The sequence below is a fragment of the Rhodococcus sp. Z13_19A genome, from assembly GCF_058133575.1.
Window position 1 is genome coordinate 149,488 of sequence record NZ_JBYUNN010000004.1, and the last position, 13,772, is coordinate 163,259.

Sequence of the window (13,772 nt, forward strand, 5' to 3'; positions counted from 1 at the left end):
GAAACCCCTAGCCTGACCTGCGGCATCGCGAGTATCTTCCGGGCGATGAGCGAGGACTGGCGCGGTGAGACCGTCGACAAGGTGCGTTCCCTGATCCTGTCGGCCGAGCCCGGCATGGCCGAGGAGGCCAAGTGGCGCAAACCGTCGAACCCTGACGGCGTGCCCACGTTCTCCTGCGACGGCCTGGTCTGCACGGTGGAGACCTACAAGGACAAGGTGAAGCTGACCTTCGCCCAGGGCGCCGCGCTGGACGACCCGGTTGGGCTGTTCAACGCCTCCCTGGACGCGGGCACGCGCCGGGCCATCGACCTCCGCGAGAGCGACCCGCTGGACGAGGGCGCCTTTGTCACGCTGGTCCGCGAGGCGGTGGCGCACAACCAGGCGTGAGGCTCAGCGGCGCCGCTGAGCGTTGAGGCGGGCGGCCTGCCGGGTGAGGTGGTCGCGCTCGGCGACGTTGCTGGCCTGGCTGGCGGCGTCCGCATAGAGCCTGGCCGCGGCGGCCGTGTCGCCGTCGCGCTCGTTCAGGTGGGCGGCGACGGCGGTGTAGCGCGGCAGCGCCGGGTCCAGCTCAGCCAGAACTGCCAGCCCGGCACGGGGCCCGTCGGCCTCACCCACGGCGACCGCCCGGTTCAGCCGGACCACCGGGTTGTCGGTGAGGCGCACCAGCTCGTTGTACCACTCGACGATCTGCACCCAGTCGGTCTCCGCGGCGGTGGGGACATCGGCGTGCAGGGCGGCGATGGCGGCCTGGGCCTGAAACTCGCCCAGCCGATCGCGCCGCAGCGCGGTCTGGAGAATTGCGACGCCCTCGGTGATCAGCCGGGTGTCCCACTGGCTGCGGTCCTGCTCGGCCAGCGGCACCAGGGCACCGTCGGGACGCGCGCGGGCGGGGCGACGTGCGTGGTGCAGCAGCATCAGCGCCAGCAGTCCGGCGACCTCGGGGTGGTCGACCGTGGCCGCCAGCTGGCGAGTGAGGCGGATGGCCTCGGCCGAGAGGTCGACGTCGCCGGAGTAGCCCTCGTTGAACACCAGGTACAGCACCCGCAGCACGGTGGCCACGTCGCCGGGCTGGTCGAACTGGACGCCCGAGACGCTGCGCTTGGCCCGGCTGATCCGCTGCGCCATGGTGGCCTCCGGCACCAGGTAGGCCTGGGCGATCTGACGGGTGGTGAGCCCGCCCACCGCGCGCAGCGTCAGTGCGACCGCGGATGCCGGGCTCAGCGAGGGGTGGGCGCAGAGGAAGTACAGCTGCAGGGTGTCGTCGGTGGCTGCGCCCGGCTCGGGTGCGGGCTGGTGCTGCACCAGCTGTTCGCGTTGGCGACGGGAGGTTTCCGAGCGCGCGGCGTCGAGGAACTTGCGCCACGCGACGGTGACCAGCCAGCCCTTGGGGTCGCGGGGCGCCGCGGTGTCCCAGGCGCTCACCGCCTCGAGCAGCGAGTCCTGCACGGCGTCCTCGGCCGCCGCGAAGTCGGCTCCGCGGCGGACGAGGACCCCGATCACCTGCGGCGTGAGCGTCCGCAGCAGGAGGGTGTCCATCTCACTCCGTCACCATGGGCGGGGGAGAGAGGAACGGGCGGACCTCGAGCCACTCGTGCAGCGGCTTGCCGCCAGGCCCCGGCGCGGCGGAGAGCTCACCGGCCAGCTCGAGGGCACGGTCGTAGCTGTCCACGTCCAGCACCATCCAGCCAGCGATGAGATCCTTGGTCTCCGCGAACGGGCCATCGGTGACCGGTGTTCGGCCCTCCCCGTCGTAGCGGACGAACGTGCCCTCGGGGGCCAGCGCCTGGCCGTCGACGTACTCACCGGTGCCCTCCAGCCGCGCGGCGAAGTCGCTCATGTACTGCATGTGGGCGGAGATCTCCTCCTCGCTCCACTGGTCCATCGGCAGGTCGTACAGCGGCGTCGGGCCGCCGCGGTAGTGCTTCAGCAGCAGGTACTTGGCCATCGTCTTCTCCTTGGTGCGGCGCGACCCTGGTGGTCGCGTTCAGTGCAAGGACGGAGCCGTGCCCCCGTTCTCGACATGATGGCCCAGCCGCGGGACGACCGGGCATGCAGTCGGTCGGCCAGCGACCGTCGCAGCGGAAGGTGCGCCACCCAGCACCGTCGCCAGCGCGCGGGTGACCCCGTTGGTTTATCCGCTCGTTTAGTCGCTGGCTGCCGATGTACCGGCCCAATGTCGGTGCGCTTCGCTAGTTTCTCGGCTTGCCAGGTGACGAACTAGAGAAGATTGGTAGCGAACAACATGGGATTACCGACTTCGCCGAAGGCGGCCGCGTGGGCGCCGTGGCTGGATGGCGACAGGAACTGGCTCCACCAGCGGGATGATTTGGCCGCGCGATGGTTGACCCGCCGGACGGAGAGTGAAGGCAGCCCGGTGGTTGTGCAAGCAGATACGAAAGGGGCCTCCTACGTAAATGGTGACGGACCCGTCGCAATGCTTGCCAGAAGGGGGACCGTCGCCACCTACCGCTCGCCAGTTGGTCACGGGGCCACTTACGTGCACCATGCCGATATTCGGTCGCTTGCCACCGCGATGCGAGTGGCTGTTGGTTGCAGCATCGTTGCGACTGAGCAGCCGGTACTGCCGTTGGACGGTTGGGCGATGGCAACGGGCGCGATAAACCTGGCAACCGGAGAGCAGCTCGCGGACACGCGAACGGCTGAACAGCGGGAACTGCTGAAGGCCTTTGTCGCGAGGCTCTACAACGGCTGGTCGCACAAGCAGGTGGGACGAGTGGCGTCTGCGTACTACCTGCCGAGACTGGCCGATTCCGGCATGACCTACGCAGGTTTCGTGGGATCGTTGCTTGCGCTCGCACCGTGCCACCTGGACAAAAACGGGGACTTAGACGCTATGGAAAAGGCATTGCCGCCTGCATGGTCAGAGCAGCGAGCTGCCCTTACCCGGGAATATGTCGGCTGAGGCCCCATATCTGTTGTCTTGGCTGCGGCCAGCTTGACCTAGCGCTGGCAGGGCTGTTTCGACCGAGGTAACCACAGGTTGCCGTTGGTCGCTTTCATAGTGTGTGCTGGCCGGCCTAGCGGCGCACGCAAGTGGTCGGCCGGCCGTCGCCCAGCCACCATGGAGGGACGCCCCGCCAGCAGAGAGGTCCACCCATGGAGACCGTGATCCTGAACGACGGTGTCGAGATGCCGATCCTCGGCTTCGGCGTCTACCAGGTCCCGCCCGAGGACACCGAGGAGGTCGTGGCCACGGCGCTGGACGTCGGCTACCGCCACATCGACACGGCCGCGGCCTACGGCAACGAGGAGGCCGTGGGACGCGCCATCGCCACGAGCGGCGTGCCCCGCGACCAGCTGTTCGTCACCACCAAGATGTGGGTGCAGGACAAGGGGCAGGACTACGCCACGCAGCTGTTCGAGGAGTCCCGGACCAAGCTCGGCCTGGACTACCTCGACCTCTACCTCATCCACCAGCCCTACGGCGACTACTACAGCTCCTGGCGGGCGATGGAGCGGCTGCACGCCGACGGTGCCATCCGGGCCATCGGCGTCTCCAACTTCTACCCCGACCGCCTGGTCGACCTGATCAACCACAACGAGATCCCGCCGGCGGTCAACCAGATCGAGACGCACCCCTTCTTCCAGCGCAACCCCGACCAGGAGCTGATGGAGTCCAACGGGGTGCAGATGGAGTCGTGGGGACCCTTCGCCGAGGGCCGCAACCACCTCTTCACCGACCCCACCCTCACCGAGATCGCCTCCGCCACCGGCAAGTCGGTGGCCCAGGTGGTGCTGCGGTGGCTCATCCAGCGCGAGGTGGTGGTCATTCCCAAGTCGGTGCGGCGCGAGCGGATGGTGGAGAACTTCGACGTGTTCGGCTTCGAGCTGAGCCCGGAGCAGATGGACCAGGTGGCCACCCTGGACAAGGGCGTCTCGGCGTTCTTCGACCACCGCGACCCCGAGTGGGTCAGCCGCATCGGCGGCGGCCGCAGCTGACCCGAGCGGCGCTGACGTGTCCGGCCTCGAGGTGACCGTGGTGCTCGGCGCCGCGTTGCTCGCCGGGGCGGTGCTGGCCCCGCGGCTGCGCCTGGCCACGCCGCTGTTCCTGGTGATCCTCGGGCTGCTGCTCGGCTTCGTCCCGCGGCTGCGGCAGATCGAGCTCCCACCGGAGACGGTGCTGCTGCTGTTCCTGCCCGCGATCCTGTTCTGGGAGAGCCTGACGACGTCGCTGCGCTCGATCAGGCGGGACCTGCGCGGCATCGTCCTCCTCAGCACCGTGCTGGTGGTGGCCACGGCGTTCGCGGTGGCCGGTATCGCCCACGCGCTGGGCATGCCGTGGCCCGCCGCGCTCATCCTCGGCGCCGCGGTCGCCCCGCCTGACGCCACCGCCGTGGCCGGGCTGGGACGCACCCTGCCGCACCGCAACTTCATGCTGCTCAAGGCCGAGAGCCTCACCAACGACGGCACCGCCCTGGTGGTCTTCGCCCTCGCCGTGGGGGTGGCGGTGGGTGGGCGCTACTCACCGCTGGACATCACTGCCCGGGTGCTGCTCTCCTACCTCGGCGGCATCACCGTGGGCGCCGCGGTCGCCGGCCTGGCCTACCTGCTAATGCGGCCGCTGCGCGAGGCACGGGCCATCAACCTCACGCTGCTGCTCGTCCCGTTCGTCGCCTACCTGCTGGCCGAGCTGATCGAGGCCTCCGGGGTGCTGGCCGTGGTCGTCGCAGGGCTCATCCTGGCGTTCAACTCGGGTCGCATCACCACGGCGGCCTCACGTCGGCAGACCGAGGCGGCGTGGCCGCTGGGGTCCTACGTGCTCAACGGCGCGCTCTTCGTGCTCATCGGCCTGGAGGTGCAGGCCGTGGCCCACCAGCTGGAGGCGGGCGACGTGGCGCGGCTGCTGGTCACCATGGTCGCCGTCTGGCTGGGGCTGATCCTCGTCCGCTTCCTCTTCCAGACCTCCACTGTCCTGCTGATCCGGCTGCTCGACCGCCGGCCCTCCCAGCGCGCGCGGCGGATGACCCACCGTGCCCGGGTGGTGAGCGCGGTCGCCGGGTTCCGCGGAGCGGTCTCGCTCGCCCTGGCGCTGTCGGTGCCCGCGACCTTGGACAACGGGCAACCGCTGCCGGCCCGCGACGAGATCACCCTGGTCGCGGCCGGGGTCGTGCTCCTCACGCTGCTGGTGCAGGGTCCCGCGCTGCCCGCGGTGGTGCGGTGGGCCCACCTGCCGGAGGATGCCACCCATGCTGCCGAGCTGCGGCTGGCCGAGCACGCGATCACCACCACCGCCGTGGCCGCCCTGCCCGCCCTGGCCGACGAGCACGGCACCAGCGAGGAGGTGCGGGTGCGACTGATCCGCGACTACGAGGAGCACCTGCGCCTGGTCGACGCCACGACTCCGGTGCCCGCGGAGCAGGCGGACCGCGACAGCGAGGTGTTCGAGGCGTCCGCCCAGGAGTCGCCCAACAGTGCCGACGCCGTGGCCGCGCTCGCCGTCGCCCGCGACGCGCCACGCACCCACAACGAGGAGTACACGCGGCTGCGGCTCGCGCTGATGGAGCGCAAGCGGGAGGTGCTGAACCAGCTGCGCCGCGACGGCGTCATCGACGACACCGTGGCGCGCCGGGTGCAGGCGCGGCTCGACATCGAGGAGCTGCGCCTGGCCGGTGTCGACCCTCCCGACTAGCGGTTGGCTCAGGCCCACCAGCGTGTGACCGCGACGCCGTCGAGGGTGACGAGCTGCAGCTCGGTCGCGCCGGGATCAACCAGCGCCGACACCGGCTCGGTGGCGCCGGGTGGCTCCAGCAGGCACGGCGTGGGGCCGTCGCTGCTGCAGGGGAACCACAGCCCCGCACACTGCAGCACCGTGCCTGCGCGCACGATCTTCACGGCCGGCCCGTGCGTCCCCACGGCGGCGCGCAGCCGCCAGGGGTGGTGGTGCCACCACCGCAGCAGCGAGCCGTCGCGGCACTCGATGAGCACGTGGTCGCCGTCGAAGCCCACCACCGTCGCCCAGCGGCCACGCGAGCGGTACTGCCGCGCCATGATCCAGTGTGGCTGGTGTCCGCTGCGGTACGTCCGGCACGGTCCCACGCCTGGCAGCTCGACGTTGCGCATCGCCGTCATCTCCGATCCATCCTTGGCCGCGCCGGGTGCGCGGCCCTGTTCTTCCTGCGGAAGCACCCCGGGGGAGAGGGTTGCTGGACAGCCAGCCGCAGGGCTTGACGCTGTCACTCGGGAACGGGCTGGACTGTACTGCCGATCGCCGACACAACGGGTCGCCCTCGACGCTCGCCGCAGTGGCGACTCGTGACGATGCACGCCAGGCTGGAGAGGTCGCTGTCGGCGACACGAGTGGCGGTGCCCAACTGGTCATTCGGGCGCCACGGTCTGGGCACTACGCTGCCCGGGTGCCAGTCTCCGAGATGAGTCCCGTCAAGACCGATGCGCTGGAGCTGGCGTCCGGCAAACGACGGACATCGCTCAGCGAGGGCTTGGGCGGACACGACAACTCGCTCGGCATCATCCGGCTGGTTCTCGCCTCGTTGGTCATCTTCTCCCACGCCTTCCCCCTCGGCGGGGGGGAGGACCCGATGCTGCGGTGGAGCCGCGGTCAGGACAACCTCGGCGCCATGGCCGTGCTCGGGTTCTTCGCCATCAGTGGCTACCTGATCACCAAGAGCGGTGCCGGAAGCGACATCGTGCGGTACCTCTGGCACCGGGCGCTGCGCATCTTGCCGGCCTTCTGGGGTGTGCTGCTGGTCAGCGCACTGGTCGTGGGCCCGCTGATCTGGATTCGAGATGGCCACGACCTGGCCAGCTACTTCCAGAGAGCTGACGGTGGCCCTGCCACCTACCTGAAGGCGAACTGGGACCTCACCATCAACACGTGGGGCATCTACGACATCTTTGCGGGGACGACGCCCTACGGGGACACGGTGCACATGTCGGTCTTCAACGGGTCGGTGTGGACGCTGACCTACGAGTGGACGTGTTACCTCATCATTGGCGTGTTCGTGCTGTTCGGGGCCCTGGGCCGGGCGAAGTTCCTGGTGCCGCTGCTCACCGCGGTCTTCCTCGCCATGCAGGTGATCCGCACGGAGCTTCCCGCCCACGCGCACGTGCTCGGCTCGTACTTCGGCGACCGCTACCACGTCACGCTGCCGCTGATCTTCTTGTACGGCGCCTGTCTCGCGCTGTACTCCAAGCGCATCCCGCTCGACGACCGTCTGGCCGCGGTCTGTGGAGCGACGGTGGTGCTCACCGTGCTTCTGGGCTGGTTCGGTCTGCTCGGCTACCCCGCCCTGGCCTACTTCCTGATGTGGCTCGCGGCACGCCTTCCCGCTGCGCTCCGCAAGGTGGGTGCAACGAACGACTACTCCTACGGCATCTATCTCTACGGGTTCGTCGTCGCGCAGGTGTTGGCCTACCTCGGCGTGCACCGGTGGGGCTACCTGCCCTTCTCGCTGCTGACCCTCGCGGTCGCCGCCGGGTGCGCTGCCGCGAGCTGGCACCTCGTGGAGAAGCGTGTTCTCGCAGTGAAGGATCGTGGGCCGGGCCGCGGTCACCGCTACTGGCGAGACGCCAGCACCGGCGTGGCGACCCGAGCACTCACCGGCCGGGTGAGCACCTTCGTCGTGGGCTGTGTGCTGCTCGCTGGTGGGTACGCCATGGTCTGGCGCTGACCTTCCCACCGGCCTGAGCGGGGAATACCTGTTCTCCGCGCCGAGTTGTCCGCACCATGACGACCATCGGTTTCATCGGCAGCGGCAACATCGGCAGCAACCTCGCGCGACTGGCTCTCACGCGCGGCTACGACGTGGTGCTCAGCAACAGTCGCGGCCCGGAGACGCTGCAGGACCTGGTCGGCACCTTCGGCCCCGGGGCCTGCGCGGCCACCCCGGAGGAGGCCGCCGCGGCCGGCGACCTCGTGGTGGTCACCGTCCCGCTCAAGAGCTACCAGCAGGTGCCGGTGGAGCCGCTGCGCGGCAAGGTCGTCATCGACACCAACAACTACTACCCGCAGCGGGACGGGCAGATCGCTGAGCTGGACGACGAGTCCACCACCGTCTCCGAGCTGCTCCAGGCGCACCTGCCCGACTCACAGGTGGTCAAAGCGTTCAACAACATCTACTTCGACTTCATCGGCACGTTGGCCCGCCCCGCCGGCAACCCCGGGCGCAGCGCGCTGGCCATCGCCGGCGATGACGCCGGGGCCAAGCAGACCGTCACCGAGCTGCTCGACCAGCTGGGCTACGACGCCCTGGACGCCGGCCCGCTCGCCGAGGGCTGGCGCTACCAGCGCGACACCCCCGCCTACGCCGCCTACTTCGACACCACGGCCGAGAGCCAGACACCCCGGGCGCGTCAGGCGACCGCCGGGCAGCTGCGCGAGCTGCTGGCCCAGGCGAAGCGCTACCGCGACATGTGAGCCCCAGCCAGCCGGGCTAGGAGGAGTCGGCGCTCTTGGTGGCGTCGGCGACGATCCGAGCGGCGATGATGTGCAGCTTCACGTTCTGCTCCTGGGACAGCCGCGAGATGAGGTCGAAGGCAGCCTGGGCGTCCAGCGTGAACCGCTCCATCACGACCCCCTTGGCCTGGCCGATGATGTCGCGGTTGACCAGCGCGTTGGTGAGCGTGCGCTCCTGGCGCGCACCGGCGATGGCCACCGCAGCATGGGTCGCGAAGATCAGGCCGGTCGCGATCGACTCCTCGGTGAACGCAGACGGCTGCGAGGAGTACAGGTTGAGCACTCCGAGGTTGTCACCCTCGACGTAGAGCTGGAAGCACAGCATCGAGGCGATTCCGGCCGCGCGGCCGGCCGCCACGAAGGCCGGCCACCGGTCCTCGTCGGCGAGGTCGGCGATGTGCAGGGTCTCTTGCTCGTAGATCGCGGTGAGGCAGGGTCCCTCGCCCAGCTCCGTCTGCATCTCGTCCATTCGCCGGGCCAGCTCGTCGGTCGTCGCCTTGGGCAGCACGACCTTGCGGTCCACGACTGTGCTGATGGTTCCGTGCTCGGCGCCGACCACAGACGAGAGCGCCGCGGTGAGCACCGCGTCCAAGGTGTCGTCCTCGCTGCCGTGGTCACGGTGCAGCGTTCGGGCAAGCTCGCCCATCACGGTGCTGAACTTCTCCGCCTCCCGGTGTACCGCAGTAGGAGTCCGATCGTTACCGTCCGTGGGCACAGCCATGGAGTGGACCTCTCCTTCGGAAGCTCGGCGCTGGTCACGGCACTGGGCCAGGGGCACTGTGCATGGTAGGGCATCACGTGGACATATCGGGCTAGCTAGTTGACAGGCGCGCTGGGGCACGCTAACTCATTCCGCTCAATCACCTTGCTTGACTGTAGTACTGGCACGAGCGGTGCGCTGGGCGCTGCGGCTGGGCGGTCTAGGGGACCACCACGGCGCGGCCGGTGATCGAGCCCGCGCGCAGGTCCTCATAGGCCTGTGGCGCCTGGTCGATGCCGTAGGTGGTGGTGTGGATCTGGATCTGGCCCCGCCGGGCCATCTCCACCAGCTCCATCAGCTCCTTGCGCCGGCCCCACAGCGAGGTGGACACCGAGATGTTGTACGGCGCACTGGTGAGACCGATCTTGGCGCCGCCGTTGCCGGCCCCCACGACCACCACCGACGACGCCACCCCGGCGCAGGCCACGGCCAGCTCCCCGGTGACGTCGGCGCCCACGAAGTCCAGCACCACGTTGGCGCCGCGACCGCCGGTGAGCTCGCGGATCTTCACCGCCGCCTCGGGGTTGGACTGAAAGGCCTCGTGCGCGCCCTGCTCCCGGGCGAAGGCCAGCTTCTCCTCACCCACGTCCAGGGCCACCACCCGCGAGGCGGTGAGCGTGCGGAGCAGCTGGATGGCCACGTGGCCGAGTCCACCCGCGCCGATCACCACCACCGTGGAGCCGCCCACCAGCTGGTGCTGCACGCTCTTGATCGCCTGGTAGGGCGTGAGCGCGGCGTCGGTGAGCGAGGCCGCACGCACCGGGTCGAGGTCGCCGATGGGCACCAGGTGGCGCACGGAGTCGACGACCATGTACTCCGCCATGGCCCCGTCGTGGCCGAGGCCCGGTGAGGTCATCCCGTTGAGGCAGAGGTTCTCGTAGCCCTCGGCGCACATCTCGCACACCCCGCAGCCCCAGCAGCCGTAGACGATGACGGCATCACCGACGGCGGCGCCCTCCACTCCCTCGCCGAGCGCGGCCACGGTGCCCGCGGGCTCGTGGCCCAGCGTCATCGGCATGGGATAGGGGTAGGTCTCCTGCGGCCACGCCATGACGAACTCGTCGGAGTGGCACAACCCGGACGCGGTGATCTTGAGCAGGATCTCCCCGGAGGCGGGGGTTGGCTCGTCGACGTCGACCAGCTCGGGGCGAGAACCGAAGCTGCGGTACTGCACGGCCTTCATGGCTTCTCCTCTGCGCGTGGCTCTTCGGAGAGTCGTGACCGGCCGCGACCGGCAGGACCCACCCTCCATGGTCCACGCGCAGCGACCGAGGCCGACGGCTGCCGGACCGGCCCGACGCAAGCCGGCCGCGGACAGGGCAGAGTGTGCGGGTGGCCGGGACGTCCTGACCGCTTCCGCTGGCGGCAACGCCCACCTCGAGCAAACCCCTGGAGCATCGCAGTGACCTTCACCGAGTCCACCGACGTCGCTGCGCCGGTCTCGGTGGCCCGCCGCTGGGCGTCGCTGGCCGTCCTGTCGGCGAGCCTGCTCGTCGTCACCATGGACCTCACCGTCCTCAACGTGGCCCTGCCCGACCTGGCCGCCGACCTGCGCCCCACCGCCAACGAGCAGCTGTGGATCGTGGACATCTACTCCCTGGTGCTGGCCGGGCTGCTGATCTCCATGAGCGGGCTGGCCGACCGGTGGGGCCGCAAGGCCGTGCTGCTGGGCGGCTTCGTCGTCTTCGGCGCGGCCTCGGCGGTGGTGCTGCTGGTGGACTCCTCCGCCGAGCTCATCGCCGCCCGCGCCGCGCTCGGCGTCGGCGGGGCGATGATCATGCCCACCACGCTCTCGCTGCTGCGGTCCATCTTCACCGACCCCGCCGAGCGCGCCACCGCACTCGGCGTGTGGGCGGGGGTGTCCTCCATCGGCGCTGCCGTCGGACCCATCGTCGGGGGCCTGCTGCTGGAGCACTTCAGCTGGCACGCCGCCTTCCTGGTCAACGTGCCGCTGATGGTGGTGGCCCTGGTGGCCGGCTGGCTGATCCTGCCCGAGGCGCGCGTGCCCAACCCGGGGCGCTGGGACTTCGTCGCCACCGTGCTGTCCGTCGGCGGGATGGTCGCACTGATCTGGGGCATCAAGCACTTCGCCAAGGAGGCCAGCCTGCTGGCCCCCGCCGGTTGGGCCGCGCTGCTCGCTGCCGTCGTGCTGCTCACCGTGTTCGTCCGCCGCTGCCTGCGCCAGGACGAGCCGCTGCTGGACGTGCGGCTGTTCACCCGCCGCCCCTTCACCGCCGGCGTGGTCGCCGCGCTCGGAGCCATGCTGGCCATCGCCGCGCTGCTGCTGCTGCTCGCGCAGTGGCTGCAGCTGGTGCAGGGCCAGAGCCCGCTGCAGTCGGGCGTGCACCTGCTGCCGATCGCCGGCGGCGGGCTGGTCGCCTCGGTGGCGGCTCCGGTGCTGGCCCGCTGGATCGGGGCGCGCACGGTGCTGGCCGTCGGCGTGGCCATCGCCGGGGTGGGCTGCCTGCTCATCTACCTGGTGCCCGGCGAGCTCACCTACACCACCGCCGCCATCGCCATGGCGCTCACCGGCGCCGGTGCCGGGTCGCTGGCCATCGGCTCGGCCATGATCATGGCCGGCACCCCGCCGGAGAAGGCGGGCAACGCCGCCGCCATCGAGGAGACCGCCTACGACCTGGGCAACGTGCTCGGCGTCGCCCTGCTGGGCAGCATCGCCGCGGTGATCTACCGCAACCACCTGGACGTCGGGGCGCTGGCCGAGCAGGGCGTGCCGGCGGAGCTGGTGACCGCTGCGGAGGACTCCCTGGGTGGGGCCGCCGCCGTGGCCACCCAGGCGCAGCTGCCGGAGCTGGCCGCGCAGGCCAGGGTGGCGTTCACCGACGCGCTCGCCGACACCAGCCTGGTGGCCGGCGTGTTCATGCTGGTGGTCAGCGTCGTCGTCTTCGCCACTGCGCCCAAGGGGCTGGACATCACCAAGCAGGAGCACTAGCCCCACCCGGTGGCCTGCACGGGATACGTTGCCGCCATGAGCAATACGACGGTGACGACCGCCCGCGAGGGCCGGACGCTGGTGATCCGGCTGGACCGGGAGGCCAAGCGCAACGCCCTCAACCCCGACGTCACCGCCGGGCTGGACGCCGCCCTCAACGAGGTGGACGACGACCCGCAGCTGTGGTGCGGCGTGCTCACCGGCGGCCCCGCGGTGTTCTCCGCCGGCGCCGACCTGGCCACCGGACCGGGGGAGCCCACCGAGCGTGGCGGCATCGCCGGGATCATCACCCGCCGCCGGGTGAAGCCGCTGATCGCCGCCGTGGAGGGGCTGGCGCTGGGCGGGGGGATGGAGCTGGTGTTCTGCTGCGACCTGGTGGTGGCCTCGCGCACCGCTGCCTTCGGCCTGCCGGAGGTCAAGCGCGGCCTGGTGCCCGACTTCGGCGGCGCGTTCCGGGCGGCGCACCTGCTGCCGGCCAACGTGGCTCGCGAGCTGCTGCTCACCGGCGCCACCCTGGACGCCGAGCGCGCCGAGCGGCTGGGCTTCGTCAACCGGCTCACCGCACCGGGGGAGGCGCTGGCCACCGCGCTGGCGCTGGCCGAGGAGATCAACCGCAACGCGCCGCTGGCCGTGCGGGAGGCGCTGCGCCTGGGCGGCGCGGAGATCAGCGGCGACGAGACGGTGTCCTGGCAGCGCAGCAACGCCGCGCACGCCCGGCTGCTGGCCTCGGCCGACGTCAAGGAGGGCATCTCCGCGTTCTTCGAGCGGCGCGACCCGCACTGGACCGGCCGCTGAGCGAGCCCGGTCAGCGCGGCAGGAACAGGTCTCGCCGCGCCATGGTGCTGGACACCGCCGCCGCGGCGGCCCGGACGGCGTCCACGTGCGCCTCGGGCCGAAACCGCGACGTGGGGCCGGTGACGCTGATCGCCGCCACCGCCCGCTCGTCGGCGCCCAGCACGGGTGCGGCCACGCACTGCAGCCCCACTGCCGACTCCTCGTGCTCAAAGGCCACCCCGCGCTCCACCACCGCGTCCAGCTGGCGCAGCAGCAGTCCCGGCGCCACCACGGTGTGCGGGGTGCGCCGCTCCAGCCGCCCGCTGAGCACCGCCCGCCGCAGCTCGGGCTCCGCGTGTGCCAGCAGCACCTTGCCGATGGCCGTGCAGTGCAACGGCATCCGACCGCCGTGCCGGGACGGCGTGGCGGCCTGGCGGTGCCCGCCGATCTTGGCGACGTAGACCACCTCCCGGCCCTCCGGCACGCCCAGGTGCACCGTCTCGTGGGTGCGCTCGTAGAGGTCCTGCAGGAACGGCATGGCCACCTCCAGCAGGCTGCGCTCCACCGACGCCCGCAGGCCCAGCTCGAACAGCCCGCCGCTGAGCCGGTAGCCGGCGCTGCTGCCGCTCACCCGGTCCAGCAGCCGGGTGGCCACCAGCTCACCGGCCAGGCGGTGCACGGTGGCCTTGTGCAGCCCGGTGCGCCGGACCAGCTCAGCCAGGCTGAGCACCTGGTCGTCCGGGGTGAAGGCGCGCAGGATGGCCACCGCCTTGCCCAGCACGGTGTTCAGGTCTCCGGTTCCCACCGACGGGTCCACAGGCGGGTCCACCGCTGGGTCCACCACCGCGCCCTCC

General features: G+C 70.7%; 14 protein-coding genes and 1 riboswitch. Of the genes, 8 read left to right on the forward strand and 6 right to left on the reverse strand.

Going from position 1 to position 13,772, the window contains the following annotated elements; genetic code table 11:
* Window positions 1–45: 45 nt before the first annotated feature.
* Window positions 46–387, forward strand: coding sequence for a DUF1801 domain-containing protein (locus AC3YNX_RS15660; protein WP_489996066.1), 342 nt, complete (start codon window positions 46–48; stop codon window positions 385–387).
* A gap of 3 nt (window positions 388–390) precedes the next feature.
* Here AC3YNX_RS15660 and AC3YNX_RS15665 read toward each other — a convergent pair whose 3' ends face one another.
* The gene (locus tag AC3YNX_RS15665; protein ID WP_489996067.1) at window positions 391–1,536 is read right to left on the reverse strand and encodes an RNA polymerase sigma factor; all 1,146 of its coding nucleotides are present in this window, start codon (window positions 1,534–1,536) and stop codon (window positions 391–393) included.
* A 1-nt stretch (window position 1,537) separates the two neighbouring features.
* Complete coding sequence (locus AC3YNX_RS15670; protein ID WP_489996068.1) at window positions 1,538–1,945, reverse strand: YciI family protein; 408 nt, start codon at window positions 1,943–1,945, stop codon at window positions 1,538–1,540.
* Window positions 1,946–2,497: 552 nt separating this feature from the next.
* Here AC3YNX_RS15670 and AC3YNX_RS15675 point away from each other — a divergent pair.
* The 3 genes from AC3YNX_RS15675 to AC3YNX_RS15685 all read left to right on the forward strand — a co-directional run bounded on the left by AC3YNX_RS15675 (window position 2,498) and on the right by AC3YNX_RS15685 (window position 5,650).
* Window positions 2,498–2,923, forward strand: coding sequence for a hypothetical protein (locus tag AC3YNX_RS15675; RefSeq protein ID WP_489996069.1), 426 nt, complete (start codon window positions 2,498–2,500; stop codon window positions 2,921–2,923).
* A 194-nt stretch (window positions 2,924–3,117) separates the two neighbouring features.
* Window positions 3,118–3,960: an aldo/keto reductase gene (locus AC3YNX_RS15680; protein WP_489996070.1), complete on the forward strand. Its 843-nt coding sequence runs from the start codon at window positions 3,118–3,120 to the stop codon at window positions 3,958–3,960.
* A 16-nt stretch (window positions 3,961–3,976) separates the two neighbouring features.
* On the forward strand, window positions 3,977–5,650 hold the full coding sequence (locus tag AC3YNX_RS15685; protein ID WP_489996071.1) for a Na+/H+ antiporter: 1,674 nt from the start codon (window positions 3,977–3,979) through the stop codon (window positions 5,648–5,650).
* 8 nt (window positions 5,651–5,658) lie between these two features.
* On the opposite strand, the gene AC3YNX_RS15690 is transcribed toward AC3YNX_RS15685, so the two are convergent.
* Window positions 5,659–6,090, reverse strand: a complete 432-nt coding sequence (locus tag AC3YNX_RS15690; RefSeq protein WP_489996072.1) for a hypothetical protein — start codon at window positions 6,088–6,090, stop codon at window positions 5,659–5,661.
* Window positions 6,091–6,094: 4 nt separating this feature from the next.
* A riboswitch (SAM riboswitch) is annotated at window positions 6,095–6,206 on the reverse strand.
* A 168-nt stretch (window positions 6,207–6,374) separates the two neighbouring features.
* Between AC3YNX_RS15690 and AC3YNX_RS15695 the strand changes: the two genes are divergently transcribed.
* Together AC3YNX_RS15695 and AC3YNX_RS15700 are read left to right on the forward strand one after the other, a co-directional pair.
* Window positions 6,375–7,649, forward strand: coding sequence for an acyltransferase family protein (locus AC3YNX_RS15695; protein ID WP_489996073.1), 1,275 nt, complete (start codon window positions 6,375–6,377; stop codon window positions 7,647–7,649).
* Window positions 7,650–7,705: 56 nt separating this feature from the next.
* Window positions 7,706–8,395 carry an NADPH-dependent F420 reductase gene (locus AC3YNX_RS15700; RefSeq protein WP_489996074.1) on the forward strand — a complete coding sequence of 230 codons (690 nt, stop codon included), beginning with the start codon at window positions 7,706–7,708 and terminating at the stop codon, window positions 8,393–8,395.
* Between the two features lie 16 nt (window positions 8,396–8,411).
* On the opposite strand, the gene AC3YNX_RS15705 is transcribed toward AC3YNX_RS15700, so the two are convergent.
* Window positions 8,412–9,080: a GAF and ANTAR domain-containing protein gene (locus tag AC3YNX_RS15705; protein WP_489996075.1), complete on the reverse strand. Its 669-nt coding sequence runs from the start codon at window positions 9,078–9,080 to the stop codon at window positions 8,412–8,414.
* Window positions 9,081–9,354: 274 nt separating this feature from the next.
* A complete protein-coding gene (locus AC3YNX_RS15710) occupies window positions 9,355–10,377 on the reverse strand; it encodes an NAD(P)-dependent alcohol dehydrogenase (protein ID WP_489996076.1) in 1,023 nt (340 codons plus the stop codon).
* A 219-nt stretch (window positions 10,378–10,596) separates the two neighbouring features.
* Between AC3YNX_RS15710 and AC3YNX_RS15715 the strand changes: the two genes are divergently transcribed.
* Together AC3YNX_RS15715 and AC3YNX_RS15720 are read left to right on the forward strand one after the other, a co-directional pair.
* The gene (locus tag AC3YNX_RS15715; protein ID WP_489996077.1) at window positions 10,597–12,144 is read left to right on the forward strand and encodes an MFS transporter; all 1,548 of its coding nucleotides are present in this window, start codon (window positions 10,597–10,599) and stop codon (window positions 12,142–12,144) included.
* A gap of 36 nt (window positions 12,145–12,180) precedes the next feature.
* Window positions 12,181–12,939 (forward strand): enoyl-CoA hydratase-related protein, encoded by a 759-nt coding sequence (locus tag AC3YNX_RS15720; RefSeq protein ID WP_489996078.1) that lies wholly within the window; start codon window positions 12,181–12,183, stop codon window positions 12,937–12,939.
* Window positions 12,940–12,949: 10 nt separating this feature from the next.
* Here the strand turns inward: AC3YNX_RS15720 and AC3YNX_RS15725 are convergent, their stop codons facing one another.
* Entirely contained in the window at window positions 12,950–13,723 is a 774-nt protein-coding gene (locus tag AC3YNX_RS15725) for an IclR family transcriptional regulator (RefSeq protein ID WP_489996079.1), read from the reverse strand.
* Between the last annotated feature and the right edge of the window lie 49 nt (window positions 13,724–13,772).